Consider the following 12,959-nt stretch of genomic DNA (forward strand, 5'->3'; position numbering starts at 1 on the left):
GAGTGCAGCGCTGATGCAGGTCCACGACATCGTGTTCACCGGCGGCCGCGTCGTCGATCCCGCATCGGGGACCGACGAGGTTCGGGGCATCGCGATCACCGACGGCAAGGTCTCGGCGTGGGGTCACGACGCGATCGAGGCTCGGCAGACGATCGACGTGACCGGTCAGGTGATCTGCCCCGGATTCATCGACCTGCACAGCCACGGACAGGAAATCGCCGAGCAGCGACTTCAGGCGTTGGACGGAGTGACGACGGCCCTAGAACTGGAGGCAGGCGTCATTCCTGTTGCGAAGGCATATGCGCGTGCCGGTGCCGAGGGGCGCCCGATCAACTACGGCTACGCGACGTCGTGGGCGCACGCCCGCATGATCGAACTCTCGGGCGCCGATCCCGATGGCGACATCAGGACTCTCCTGCACCATGTCGGTTCCCCGAGCTGGCAGGGCGAACCCACCGCCTCCCAGCGCGCCCACATTCTCGAACTCCTCGAAAACGATCTCGCTGCAGGCGCTCTCGGCATCGGCGTGGTGGTCGGGTACGCCCCGAAATCCGATCCGGCCGAGTACCTGCAGGTGGCGGATCTCGCGGCCCGAGCCGGTGTTCCCACTTACACCCATGCGCGCCCACTCATCTCGGCCGACCCGTCGAGCCCGGTGGACGGCGCCGTCGAAATCGCCCGTGCAGCAGCCGAAACCGGCGCGCACATGCACTACTGCCACGTCAACAGCACCTCGGGAATGCACGTCGACCATGCACTGTCCGTGGTGGCTCAGGTCCAGGCAGCCGGATCTCGCGTCACGACAGAGGCGTATCCGTACGGGTCAGGCTCGACGGCCGTCGGAGCTGCGTTTCTCGATCCAGACAAGCTGCATCTGATGAATCTGACACCACGATCGCTGACTTTCGTGCCCACCGGTGAACGTATCGCGGACCGCAAGCAGCTGGAGCATCTTCGGGCAACCGACCCCGGCGGACTGGTGTTGGTGGAGTTCCTCGACGAGAACGACACCGTGCAGCGCGAATTCCTCGAACGCGCGATGACTTTCGACCGTGCCGCCATCGCGAGCGACGCGATGCCACTGACCTGGCCCGGTCGTACCGCAGCGGACGCGTTGCAGTGGCCACTGCCGGAGAAGGCGCTCGGCCACCCACGCGGCGCCGGCACCTATGCGCGAGCGATTCGTACGCTGTACCGCGAGCGTCAACTGCTGTCGCTGTCGGAGATCATCGCGCGCTGCTCGTTGATCCCCGCGCAGATTCTGGAGGAGTCGGTTCCCTCGATGGCGACGAAAGGTCGGATCAGCCCCGGTAGCGACGCGGACATCCTCGTTTTCGACCCCGAGCGAATCACCGACAACGCCACCTACATCGACGGCATCCGTCCCTCCACCGGAATCAGCCGCGTGCTGGTCGGCGGCGTACCCGTCGTCGAAGGCGGTGCCGTGGTCCAGGACGCGTTGCCCGGTCGCCCGGTACGCCGCTCATAGCCGGATCTCGTTCTGACCTGCATAGTTCTGACAGAAAGTCACCACACATGAACACATCGTCTGCAATCAACGGCACAATCGATGCCATGACGGATTTCGCGAACCCCCCGATCGGTTGGCAGCACAAGGCATTCGGCACCGACCTCGAAGGTCGCGACGGCTCCGACCTGGAGCCACTGGGGATCTCTGCGCTCGACGGCAACCTCCTGCTACCCGTGATGACACTCGATCGTGCAGCGATCGCGCACAATGTCGACCTCATGGCGCAGTTCTGCTCCGATCACGATGTGGATCTGGCGCCCCACGCGAAGACCACGATGAGCCCCGAACTGGTTCGTCGGCAACTCGACGCCGGGGCTTGGGCGATGACGGCGGCAACCGTTGCGCAGGCACGCATTCTGCGTGAGTTCGGTGTGGACACCATCATCATCGCCAGTCAGGTGCTCGATCCCGCCGGCATTCGGTGGATCTGCGACGCCCAGGCCACCGACCCCGATTTCTTCGTCACCACCCTCGTGGACTCGGTCGAGAGCGTCCGTCTGATGGAACAGTTGATCGCGAAAGTCTCACCAGCCAGCCGTATCCGGGTTCTCGTCGAACTCGGCTACGACAGCGGACGCGCGGGCGCTCGCACTGTCGAGCAAGCACTCGACGTCGCACGCGCAGCGTCGCAGGCTCCTTCGTTGATTCTCACCGGAGTCGAGGGTTTCGAGGGCATGATGCCCGGAGCCTCGGTAGCAGCCCGCCGTATTTCCGTCGATTCGTATCTCAAATCCGCGCGGGTGTTCACGGAAATCTGTGTGGCCGAGAACCTCTTCGAGAACAATTCTCCGAAGGCTCCCCGGCCGCTGGTCACTTTCGGCGGCAGTGCATTTCACGATCTCGTTGTACGCGAACTGGCCGGACGGTGGGCAGTGGACAACGGTGTACGCGTCGTGCTGCGCAGCGGTTGCTACATCACTCACGATCACGGTCTCTATGCCGAGACTTCGCCGTGGGCTGACGGTCCGCGAACTCTGCAGGGAGCCGCAGAGGTCTGGGGCGTAGTGCTCTCAATACCTGAACCCGGACGGGTGATCCTGGGCTTCGGCCGCCGCGATGTCGGTTCCGACGCAGGCTTTCCCATAGTCCTGTGGCGCCGACGCGACGGATCCAACCGATCAGCGCGAGAACTGACCATCACCGCGCTCAACGACCAGCACGCGTACGTCGACGTTCCGGCTGACTTCGACGTGACCGTCGGCGATCTGCTCGGTTGCGGAATCTCGCATCCCTGCACCACGTTCGACAAGTGGTCACTGATTCCCGAGGTCGATTCGGATTACCGCGTCGTCGGCACGGTGCACACCTACTTCTGAAGGGCCGGTTGCGGTAATCCGGCGTCAGTCGTCCTTCGGGTCACGCGGCAATTCGACGCGGAACGTCGTCCCCCGCCCGAGGGAGGTCTCGACGCTGACGGTTCCGTCGTGCGCTGCAACCAAAGCCGAAACGATGGACAGGCCGAGACCGGCGCCCCCGGTCTCACGGGTGCGAGAGGTGTCGGCGCGGTAGAAACGCTCGAAGATCCGCGCGGCATCCTCGTCACTCAAACCCTGACCGGTATCCGAAACCTCGACCACCGCGGAGTTCTCGGTCGTACCGACACGAACGGTGACCTGCGCATCCGGCGGAGTGTGTTTGATCGCGTTGCCCACCAGATTGGCAAGTACCTGACGCAGCCTGGCCTCGTCACCCTGCACTTCGGGCAGGCCTGGGCCGCCGGTCATCTGAAGTTCGACAGTTCGATCCGGTGCGATCGCTCGTGCCGCCTGTACCGAATCCGCCGCAACTGCAAGCAGATCCACCGGCTTGTTCTCGAGTGGACGCTGTTCGTCGAGTCTTGCCAGCATGAGTAGATCTTCGACCAGAAGTCCCATCCTCGACGCCTCGCCCTCGATCCGGTTCATCAGCGTTTCCGTATCCGTCATGGCGCCTTGGCGATACAACTCGGCGAACCCACGAATAGTCGTCAAGGGTGTGCGCAACTCGTGGCTCGCGTCGCCGACAAACCTACGCATCTTCTCCTCGGAACGCCGTGCTGATTCCTCCGAAGCCTCGGTCGCGGCAAATGCGTGTTGAATCTGCGCGAGCATTCCGTTGAGCGCCACCGACAGTCGGCCGACCTCGGTGCGGTCGTCACGCTCCGGGACCCGTCGATGAAGGTCGCCGGCGGCAATGGCAGCGGCAGTTTCCTCAACCTCGACCAGCGGACGAAGGCTCCGACGAACCACGAAATACGCTCCGCCGCCGAGGATCAGCAGGACAACCAGGCCGATGCCGAGTTGCAGGCCGACCAGGTCGTCGACGGTCTGTTCGATATCCGTCAGTCGCACACCGATAGTCGTGGTCGTGCCGTCGCGAACCGTCGTGAGCACGCGCCAGTTCACGTCCGAACCGTCGCTCGATCCGACGGTGATCGGGCCGTCGGTGGAATCTTTCGACAGGTCGGGTTCGGTCGTCGTCGACTTGTCGTTGAGAGTGATCACCTTCCCGTCCGGGGTCACCGTCCGAACGAAGAAGGGACTGGGCGGACGAGTTTGCGGACCGACATCGCTGGGTGGCTGCAAATCTCTGGTGTGAGGCTTTGCCCAGCCGTCGACCGCCTCGTACAGCGTTTTGTCGGTTCGCTGGGTCAGTGAATTCTCGAGAGCTGAAGTGACCGCGACGCCAGACGCCAACAGACCCAGTGCCGCCAACACCAGCAAGGCCGCAACCAGGGTGAAGCGCAGCGGCAGTGAATGGAGACGGAAACGACCCCGCTTCGGAAGCTGATCGTTTTCCGCGGCGGCGATCATTGCCGCGGTTCACGCATCACGTAGCCGACCCCACGCAATGTGTGAATCAGCGGTGTCTCCCCCGTATCCACCTTGCGCCGCAGGTAGGACACGTAGGACTCGACAACTCCGACTTCCCCGCCGAAGTCGTAGTTCCAGACGTGGTCGAGAATTCGAGGCTTGCTGAGAACCGTCCCGGCGTTGACCATGAAGTATCGGAGCAGTGTGAATTCGGTGGGTGAGAGTGCAACCAACTCGCCCTTCTTCCAGACCTCGCGGGTGTCGTCGTCGAGTTCGATGTCGGCGAACTTCACCCGCGGCGACTGCTCCGGTGCGACCCCGCGGCCGGCGCGGCGCAGGATGACCCGCAACCTCGTCACGACCTCTTCGAGGCTGAACGGCTTGGTCACGTAGTCGTCCGCGCCGAGGGTCAGGCCGCTGATCTTGTCGTCGAGCGAATCCTTCGCCGTCAGAAACAGGACCGGTGCGTCCACACCGTCGGCACGGAGGCGTCGAAGCAGACCGAAGCCGTCCATCCCGGGCATCATGACGTCGAGAACAATCGCGTCGGGACGGAATGTCCTTGCGACGTCCAGGCCTTGGGCGCCGCTCGAAGCAGTTGCCACCTCGAAGCCCTGGAATCGGAGGCTCACGGAGAGCAACTCCACGATGGTGGGTTCGTCGTCGACGACGAGGATGCGGGCTTCGGGGGTCTTGTCGGTCACGAGAACCATCTTCTCCCCTGCCACTGGATTCTCGCTGTATGTTCCCTGGGAGCTTCCTGTGAACGGCTGAGTGCAGGTGAAAAGCCGGGTGCAGGTGAAAAGCTGGGGTACAGGCCCACGAACCGGAAGGATGCGGCATGTCACTACCTCCACTGTGGAACATGGAATGACTGTGGAACATGGAATGACTGTGGAACATGGAATGCTTGACCTGGCGTATTCCTCTGTTCACCAACAACTCCGATCCCGGCGAGGATCCCGGCTTCGCGCCACCGGAGTCTTGGGCACAAGCCCTCGCGGCTGTTGCCCAAGATCTGCGTTGCCTGCGATTCGGACCTGAAGTTGTTGTCGACCGTCTGATCTGGGAGTTTTCGATCAACAGCGACTACAACGTCACGATCGGCTGGCAAGGCGCACGTGACATCGGCGGATTCAGCTACTTCAACGCACTGTCGATGGACACTGAATTCGCGGACGCTGCGGTATGGGTCGCCGATATCGTTCAGACCAAATTGGCCGGGTACGACTTCGTTCAGTGGCCGAGCCGAGGGCGCCATCTACTTGTTCCTCGACTTCGAGACGGGGAACCGGTGTGGATGGATCCGCACGGCGATGCGACGATCAGTCGTATCGGCGAGTTGTGCAAAAATTCGACGAATTATGCAGCAACGTAGCCCAGTTCAAATCGCTCAGCTCTACGGTTCGGTGGCGTCTGCGGTGGTCGGCGGTGTGGTGGCCGCGTACGCAGTGGCCGAGTCTCGAGTTGACGACTTCTCGTTCTCCGACGACGGCCTCACCTCGGTGGTGATCACGCCGCAGTGGGCGGGCGCAACTGCCGCTGTGGTTGCGACGGTCGGTGTTGCGCTACTACATCGCTGGGGACGTGGCGGACTCGCGAGTGTCTTCGCTGCCGTTGGCGCCCTCGTCATCGCGCTACCAGCATTCGTCCCTGTCTCCGCCTCGATATCGGTGACCCTGAACGCAATGGGAGCCGGCACTTTCCTCGCGGCGGCGGCATATCCGACGAAGAGTCACCGCGCAGCACAAATTGCTCTCGCACTCGGGGTGACCGCGACGACCCTGTACTTCGGCGCCGCAGACTTGTGACGCGATCGCATCGCCAGGTGGTCGCTCGCACTTCCGGGCGATACCTACCCCGTGCCGTCCACGGTTCCCGTCTGGATACTGCTCGCTGCAACCCTTCTGGTAGCCGGAGTCGCCTTGGTCGCACGATCAGGTCAAGAGACGGACGACGTCGACACACGCCTGGTGACTTTGGGAGTTGTTCTGCCCCTGGCATTCACGGCCCTGTATGCGCGGTTGGGCTCGACGTCGACATCGCATGGGTCCTGGGTGACGGCGATGGTGATCGCGGTTGCCGTTACCGTCGCACTGGCTTGGCGTTTGCCGCAACACGACGCCCGCTTCATACTCGCCGGACTCGCAATCGGCGCGGTTTCGATCAGCTCGATTTCCTTTTCATCCGACTGGACTTGGGCGGTGCCCGCGGTGGGTGCTGCCCTGGCGCTGGGCGTCGCCGTCGGCTGGAAAAGACCGATGCCCCAACTCGGGATGGGACTCCTTGCCGTGACCGCACTCTCGGGATTGCTGGATGCCGCCCTGACCACGGTTGCCTACGTCTTCGTCCTCCCACTTGCGCTGGGACTGGCCGTCGCGTCATGCATGCCTGTTGCCGTCGGAGCAGTCGCGAGCGGGTTCGTACTTCCCTTCACTCTTACCTTGTTCTCGGTTTCAGCGACCTTCCTGGACCCTGTCTCGCAGGAATTCGGGTGGTCGACCGCTCCGCTCGAGGAACACGGACCGGCCGCCGTGACCACGCCGATTCCTTTGACTGTTCTCGCTGCGACGGCGACGATCGTGGTGGCCATGTCGACCATCCATCTGAAGAGAGTTCGAACGGCTGTGGTGACCTAAATCGCCAGCTGATCGGGTCGGAACGCAGAATTCTGTTGCTATGGTTGGGTGGTCAACGACGACATCCGGACGAGCGCACCGTACCCGGCCAGCGAAAAGACGGTGCCTTGGGAGTTGTTCACCATGGCATGGATCGTGCTCGTCATTTCCGGACTTTTCGAAGCTGTCTGGGCTACCGCGCTGGGTAAGTCCGACGGATTCAGCAAGATGTCACCCACCGTTGTCTTCATCCTCGGCCTGATCGTCAGTATGGCCGGCCTCGCGTATGCAATGCGCACCCTTCCCATCGGAACTGCGTACGCGGTCTGGGTCGGCATCGGCGCCGCCCTGACCGTCGGATACGCGATGATCACCGGTGCGGAGTCCACGTCGGTCGTCAAGATTCTGCTGATCCTCGGCATCGTCGGTTGTGTGGTCGGTCTGAAGGTCCTTCACTGACCGGCGATCCTGATGAGTGTTTGTGTGTTACCGGTTACAGTTAACGCATGAAACTGCTGGAGATGCTCACGCTTCCCCTCCGCGCGGGCATTGCAGCCGCAGAGATCAGTTTGGGTATCGCCGAGCTGACGGTGACTACCGTCCGTATCGCCGTCGGTAATACCGGTGCCGTGACGGCGGGTGCTGCAGGCTTGGCCAGCCCCCGCGGACCCATGCAGATGATCCAGCAGTTGTCATCGCTTACTGCAGACGATCGGCCCATCGGGCAGGCCTTGGCCCCCGGTGGGCCGCTCGATCGCCTTCTCTCCCCCGGCGGCCCGGTCGACAAACTGACTGCACCCGACGGCACTCTCGAACGACTTCTCGCTCCCGGCGGACCACTCGAAAGACTTCTTGCTCCCGGCGGACCGCTGGATCGGGTGCTCGCCGAGAACGGCGCCTTGGAACGGTTGCTCGCCCCGGACGGTCTCCTCGACCGAATGATGGCGGAGGACGGTCCGCTGGAACGACTGACCGCACAGGACGGTGCCGTCGAACGCCTGACTGCCAAGGACGGTGTCATCGATCGCGCACTGGCCGAGAACGGCATCCTCGAAACGCTCTTGGCGGAGAACGGCGCCTTCGAACGGCTCATCGCCGAAGGCGGCCCGCTTGACCAGATCGTTGCACTGTCCGATACGTTGACTTCGCTCGCCCCCAACCTCGAGAGAATGAGCGCCAGCATCGAGGTACTCCAGGAAACAGTCGGAATCCTCAGTGCTGCAGTCGGTCCACTCGGAGAACTGGCCGGCAAGCTTCCCAATCGCTGGCTCAAGAGCAAGGGCGAACGCCCAGGGCCGGACCTTCCGATCGAATCGGCATAACAAACGGTTACTCGCCGATTACGCGGTCAGTTGTTGATCACGATGTTGAGATTGATGATGATTCCGCCGAAAGTCAGAATCGTGTTGGCCAAGCCAACGGTCATTCCACTGTTCAGAGCCGCGATCAGTCCGTTCATCGTCGTATCCCCTTCACTGTCTGCGGGTTACGCGTACAAGATTGTGCGCTGGCGCTGACAATAGGCCAAGTTCGCGACCTGCGCGCCATTGCGGAGAAAACTTGTACCGCGGTCGCAGTTTCCGCGTTAACTGTTGCAGGACAACGCAATTCCATTCTCGGCGCACTACCCGCAAATGACTGAACCAAACATCACGATTAGGCATACGTATCCCACCCGCATAACCGTCTGCCCCACCAGACACTTGTCCACCCAAACAGAGTGCACAACAGTTAGTCCGGTGCAACAATAAGACGAATCGGACATGCCTGCGACGTGATAGGGAAGGGTGGTTGAGACAATGACGGCGCCGCGCATTGCCAGAGAACACCGCGGCCCTACCGGGGGCCGAAATTCCGCGTCGCAGGACAGCCTGGACGCCGCCTCGGACGCCCTGCAATCGCTGTACGCGCACCTCGATCCACATGCCCAGGCCGAGCAATTTCTCGAACAGGTCTGCAAACACGCCGTCGATCTCATCGCCGACGCCGACATGGCCGGAATTACCATCGGCGGTTCGGATTCGACATTCCGAACCGTAGCCGCCACCCATCAACTCGTTCGCACCGTCGACTCGATCCAATTCCGACTGGACTACGGACCGAGTGTGACGTCGTCACGCACGGGCACGGTTGTACGTGCGCATGCCAGCGAAGCCCACAGCCGGTGGCCTCAATTCGCAAGCGCGGCAAAAGCAGTCGGCGCCGTCAGCTTTCTGTCGATGCCATTGCCCGGTAGAGATCGCCCACTGGGAACCCTCAATCTCTACAGCCATGACCTCCGAGGCTTCACCGGCGCCGACGTGGCATTGCTCCAACTGTTCGCCGTCACCTCGTCCTACGCACTGCACAGCTCGCAGCGCCTCGACATCGCCAGAAAGCACGCGATGGACCTCGAGCGTGCACTCGAATCGAGAGGCGTCATCGAACAGGCCAAGGGCATCATCATGGGCACCCACCGCGTCGACGCCGACCGCGCCTTCCGCATCCTCATCCAGGACTCACAGCGCAGCAACGTCAAACTGCGAGTGATCGCCCAGCAGTACATCGACGGCGCGATCGATCCGCGCCAGGCCACGAACAAGCCTGAGACCAACTGAACCCGGCAAACACAGCATCTCCGCAAACACAGTGCTTCGGCAAACACAGAGGCACCCACCAGAATCTTGGTGAGTGCCTCTACTTTCGGAGCCTCCTGTCGGGATTGAACCGACGACCTTTCGCTTACAAGGCGAGTGCTCTACCACTGAGCTAAGGAGGCGAAGACCGACGCGTTGCCGCGACTGACTTTGCGGAGCCATCATATCCAAGCCGTCACGGTGGCCGCGCCCGGGTCACGTTAGATAGCGTGGGCCCCATGCGCAACTCCCACTCCGCCCCCTGATGGCGAAATTCACCGAAGCACTCACACGCCTGACGGGAAACCGCCAAGCCACCGTCGACACGGTCACGTCGGCTCCCGCGCCGCTACAACCGATCGACCTCACAGACGACGCCGTCGTCGCAGAAGTTCTGGACCTGGCGGTTCGGGTCGGCGAAGTCCTCCTCGCCTCCGGGACCGCGGCCATGGACACGGCGGAGCAGGTGCAGTTCATCGCCGCCACCTACGGCCTCGCCCAGTGTGACGTCGACGTCACTTACAACTCGATTGTGCTCTCTGCCTATCGCGGCCCGACGCGACCGCCGGCGAGCACGATGCGCATCGTCCACTACCGCTCGATGGACTTCACGCGACTGGCGGCTGTCGACCGTCTGACGCGTCGTATCCGCCGTGAGGCGATCACACCGGACCAAGCGCACGACGCACTCACAGCCATCACGACGGCGCCGCACCCGTACAACCGATGGACCGCAACCATGGCCTGGGCAGCGATGGCGGCTTCGGTCTCCGTCCTGCTCGGCGGCGGGTTCCTTGTTGCCACAGTCGCGTTTCTGACGACGATGGTTATCGATCGGGTCAACCGCGTACTGAACCGGTTCGGGTTGCCGTTCTTCTTCCAGCAGGTTGTCGGTGGTCTCATCGCGGCTGCGCCCGCCGCGACGCTCTATACCTTTCAGGATCAGCTGGGGATCAGTATCCGGCCGTCGCTGGTGATCGCGGCCGGAGTGGTCGTTCTGCTGTCCGGGCTGTCGCTGGTGGGCTCGGTCCAGGACGCGATCATGGGCGCTCCGATCACGGCTGTAGCGCGATTCTTCGAAGTGGTGATGATGACGGGCGGCATCATCGCGGGTGTCGCGATCTCACTGCGAATGACCGGGATGCTGGGTTCGACGCTTCCACCGATCAACGTGGAAGTATCGACCATCACGCAGTTGCCGATCCTGATGCTCTCCGGCGCGTGTGCGTCGGTCTTCTACGCTCTTGCCTGCTACGCCGAGCGGCGTGCACTCACCGCGGCATTCCTGGGCGGCGCGGCCGGCAGCGGTGTGTCGATCTTCGTGCAAACACTCGACGTCGGCCCCGTGATCGCCGCAGCGATCGCGGCGACCGTCGTCGGTCTTGCCGGTGGTCTGATGGCTCGCCGCGCCCTGACGCCTCCGCTGGTCGTCGCGGTCGCAGGCATCACTCCCCTGCTCCCCGGTCTGTCGCTGTACCGAGGCCTGTACGCGCTGCTCAACGACCAGGTACTGATCGGTCTGACTGCTTTGCTGTCGGCATTCGGTATCGGCTGCGCCCTGGCAGCTGGCGTGACGCTCGGCGAATGGGGAGCGCGAACTCTGCGTCGTCCACGAATCCTGATGCGCGTGGACTCGCTACGCCGACCGATGGTCCGCAAGCGCAAACGCCGCGTTCCCGTCACCGAGAAGTAAGAGAGATTCAAGCAGAAAGAGCTGGGCACCTGACGGTGCCCAGCTCTTTCGGTTCACTCGGGGGTTTCCGAGCAGTGAGAGAATCAGCTCTCGACTGCGTGCTTTCCGCCGGCAGCCTGATCGGCTTCCATGGCCTCGCGCAGGCTCTTCGGACGCATGTCGGTCCAGTTCGCCTCGACGTATTCGAGGCACGCCTTGCGGCTGTCTTCACCGAACACCACGCGCCAGCCGGCGGGGACCTCGGAAAACGTGGGCCACAGCGAGTGCTGGTCCTCGTCGTTCACCAGCACGTAGAAGCGGCCGTCTTCGTCATCGAAAGGGTTAGTGCTCATCTCGCCTCACTCGTCACGTACGTGTCTTGTGCGCCCAGACTAGCAAGCGCACCAGTTCGGTTCTGGTGGCTCAGCACCGACGCCAGAATCTCCCCCGCCCGCACTGCCACGTTCGACAGCAGCGACGACGTCAATCCGTGAGTCTGTTCTGTCCCACCCTGCAGATAGATACCGCCTGTCACGTCCTCCGTTACAGCCAGTCGATAATCCCGACTGACGTTACGCGGAACGGACGAATCCGGCACGAGTTCACCCAACAAATTGTCCAGCGGTGCCGGGGTGAAACCCGTGGCCAGAATGAGTGCGTCGCACGACAGCGTGTCGGTCAAACCGTCGAGGTTGCTGCGGACGGCCAGTTCGATGCCGGATTCGGTCTCCACGGCACTCGTGATCTCCGAGGCCCGACGCATGAACAGTCGCCTCGGCCCGCGAACCATCTCCTGATACTCGGTGGCATAGAGCTTGTTGATCAGTTCGATGTCGACGACCGAGTAATTGGTACTGCGGTGCAGATCGAGAAGTCGACGTCGTTCCGCGGCGTCGGCGCCGTGCAGTTGATCGACGGCTTCGGGATCGAAGATGCGATTTGCGTACGGGCTGTCGTCTGCGGGGCTGTAGCCGTAGCGGGCAAAAACACTGTGGACTTCGGCGTTCGGGTAGTTCGCGTGCAGGTAGTCGACGATCTCCGCGGCACTCTGACCGGCACCGAGAACAACGAACCTGTTGTGCACGGGCTCAGGCATCGCTTCGAGGTGGAAGAGGAACTGGTGGTTGTGGAAGCACCGGGACGACGGCGTTGCCCACTCCGGGATCCGCTCTTTCAATCCGGCGCCGACGACGATGTTGCGGGCGATCACCGTTTCACCGTCGGCTGTGCGAACCGCAAAGCGATCGACAACGCCGTCGGAGTTCTTGATGCCCTCGACCCCGTCGACGGTTGTACCGAACTGCACATCCGCGTCGACTCGTCGAGCTGCCCAGCACAGGTAGTCGTTGAACTCGTGGCGCGTGGGAAAGAAGGTCTGGTGGTTGACGAAGTCGACCAGCCGCCCCTGCTCGAACAGATACGAGAAGAAGCTGTATCCGCTCTGTGGGTTACGGAACGTCACCAGGTCCTTCGGAAACGCGATCTGCATCGTGGCACCGTCGAGCAGCATCCCGGGATGCCACGCGAACTGAGACTGCTTTTCGAAGAACCGCGCATTCACCCGATCAACGGCTGCACAATTTGCATTGTGTTCTTCGACAGCGATGGCCAACGCGAGGTTGGCCGGACCGAACCCGACGCCGACGATGTCGACCACGGCGGGTTCGGCGCTGGAGTCTCTCGGTGATTCACTCATTACAGGTAGTCCATCCCCGACGGGACGACCTGATA

The 12,959-nt window shown here is 62.6% G+C and carries 13 protein-coding genes, 1 tRNA gene and 1 riboswitch; of the genes, 9 read left to right on the forward strand and 5 right to left on the reverse strand.

Translation table 11 applies throughout. The features are described 5' to 3' along the window. Positions 1-13 precede the first annotated feature (13 nt). Both QM596_RS16770 and QM596_RS16775 read left to right on the forward strand, forming a co-directional pair. Positions 14-1,489, forward strand: coding sequence for an amidohydrolase family protein (locus QM596_RS16770; protein WP_019747024.1), 1,476 nt, complete (start codon positions 14-16; stop codon positions 1,487-1,489). A gap of 47 nt (positions 1,490-1,536) precedes the next feature. Next, positions 1,537-2,847, forward strand: coding sequence for an alanine racemase (locus QM596_RS16775; RefSeq protein WP_283309488.1), 1,311 nt, complete (start codon positions 1,537-1,539; stop codon positions 2,845-2,847). 24 nt (positions 2,848-2,871) lie between these two features. On the opposite strand, the gene QM596_RS16780 is transcribed toward QM596_RS16775, so the two are convergent. Further along, a complete protein-coding gene (locus tag QM596_RS16780) occupies positions 2,872-4,323 on the reverse strand; it encodes a sensor histidine kinase (protein ID WP_051720768.1) in 1,452 nt (483 codons plus the stop codon). Beyond that, positions 4,320-5,036: a response regulator transcription factor gene (locus QM596_RS16785; RefSeq protein ID WP_007734368.1), complete on the reverse strand. Its 717-nt coding sequence runs from the start codon at positions 5,034-5,036 to the stop codon at positions 4,320-4,322. Before QM596_RS16785 ends, QM596_RS16780 begins: the two co-directional genes overlap by 4 nt. A gap of 188 nt (positions 5,037-5,224) precedes the next feature. On the opposite strand from QM596_RS16785, the gene QM596_RS16790 reads away from it, so the two are divergent. From QM596_RS16790 to QM596_RS16815, 6 genes are all read left to right on the forward strand, one after another. Next, positions 5,225-5,701 (forward strand): hypothetical protein, encoded by a 477-nt coding sequence (locus tag QM596_RS16790; protein WP_030534692.1) that lies wholly within the window; start codon positions 5,225-5,227, stop codon positions 5,699-5,701. After that, complete coding sequence (locus tag QM596_RS16795; RefSeq protein WP_283309491.1) at positions 5,688-6,134, forward strand: hypothetical protein; 447 nt, start codon at positions 5,688-5,690, stop codon at positions 6,132-6,134. Before QM596_RS16790 ends, QM596_RS16795 begins: the two co-directional genes overlap by 14 nt. A gap of 51 nt (positions 6,135-6,185) precedes the next feature. Further along, positions 6,186-6,962, forward strand: a complete 777-nt coding sequence (locus tag QM596_RS16800) for a hypothetical protein (protein WP_283309493.1) — start codon at positions 6,186-6,188, stop codon at positions 6,960-6,962. A 43-nt stretch (positions 6,963-7,005) separates the two neighbouring features. Further along, a riboswitch (guanidine-III (ykkC-III) riboswitch) is annotated at positions 7,006-7,071 on the forward strand. Between the two features lie 14 nt (positions 7,072-7,085). Then, entirely contained in the window at positions 7,086-7,400 is a 315-nt protein-coding gene (locus QM596_RS16805; protein ID WP_020906330.1) for a DMT family transporter, read from the forward strand. 47 nt (positions 7,401-7,447) lie between these two features. Continuing rightward, a complete protein-coding gene (locus QM596_RS16810; RefSeq protein ID WP_019747018.1) occupies positions 7,448-8,263 on the forward strand; it encodes a hypothetical protein in 816 nt (271 codons plus the stop codon). 477 nt (positions 8,264-8,740) lie between these two features. After that, the gene (locus QM596_RS16815; RefSeq protein WP_020968516.1) at positions 8,741-9,538 is read left to right on the forward strand and encodes a GAF and ANTAR domain-containing protein; all 798 of its coding nucleotides are present in this window, start codon (positions 8,741-8,743) and stop codon (positions 9,536-9,538) included. Between the two features lie 89 nt (positions 9,539-9,627). Here QM596_RS16815 and QM596_RS16820 read toward each other — a convergent pair. Next, positions 9,628-9,699 (reverse strand) — tRNA-Thr (locus QM596_RS16820). 122 nt (positions 9,700-9,821) lie between these two features. On the opposite strand from QM596_RS16820, the gene QM596_RS16825 reads away from it, so the two are divergent. Beyond that, complete coding sequence (locus tag QM596_RS16825) at positions 9,822-11,249, forward strand: threonine/serine exporter family protein (protein WP_019747016.1); 1,428 nt, start codon at positions 9,822-9,824, stop codon at positions 11,247-11,249. A gap of 83 nt (positions 11,250-11,332) precedes the next feature. Here the strand turns inward: QM596_RS16825 and QM596_RS16830 are convergent, their stop codons facing one another. Then, complete coding sequence (locus QM596_RS16830) at positions 11,333-11,581, reverse strand: MbtH family protein (protein WP_003945538.1); 249 nt, start codon at positions 11,579-11,581, stop codon at positions 11,333-11,335. Beyond that, positions 11,578-12,924 carry a lysine N(6)-hydroxylase/L-ornithine N(5)-oxygenase family protein gene (locus tag QM596_RS16835; RefSeq protein ID WP_019747015.1) on the reverse strand — a complete coding sequence of 449 codons (1,347 nt, stop codon included), beginning with the start codon at positions 12,922-12,924 and terminating at the stop codon, positions 11,578-11,580. Before QM596_RS16835 ends, QM596_RS16830 begins: the two co-directional genes overlap by 4 nt. Positions 12,925-12,959 lie beyond the last annotated feature (35 nt).

It is taken from the genome of Rhodococcus sp. IEGM 1406, from assembly GCF_030056745.1.
Taxonomy (GTDB): domain Bacteria; phylum Actinomycetota; class Actinomycetes; order Mycobacteriales; family Mycobacteriaceae; genus Rhodococcus_F; species Rhodococcus_F erythropolis.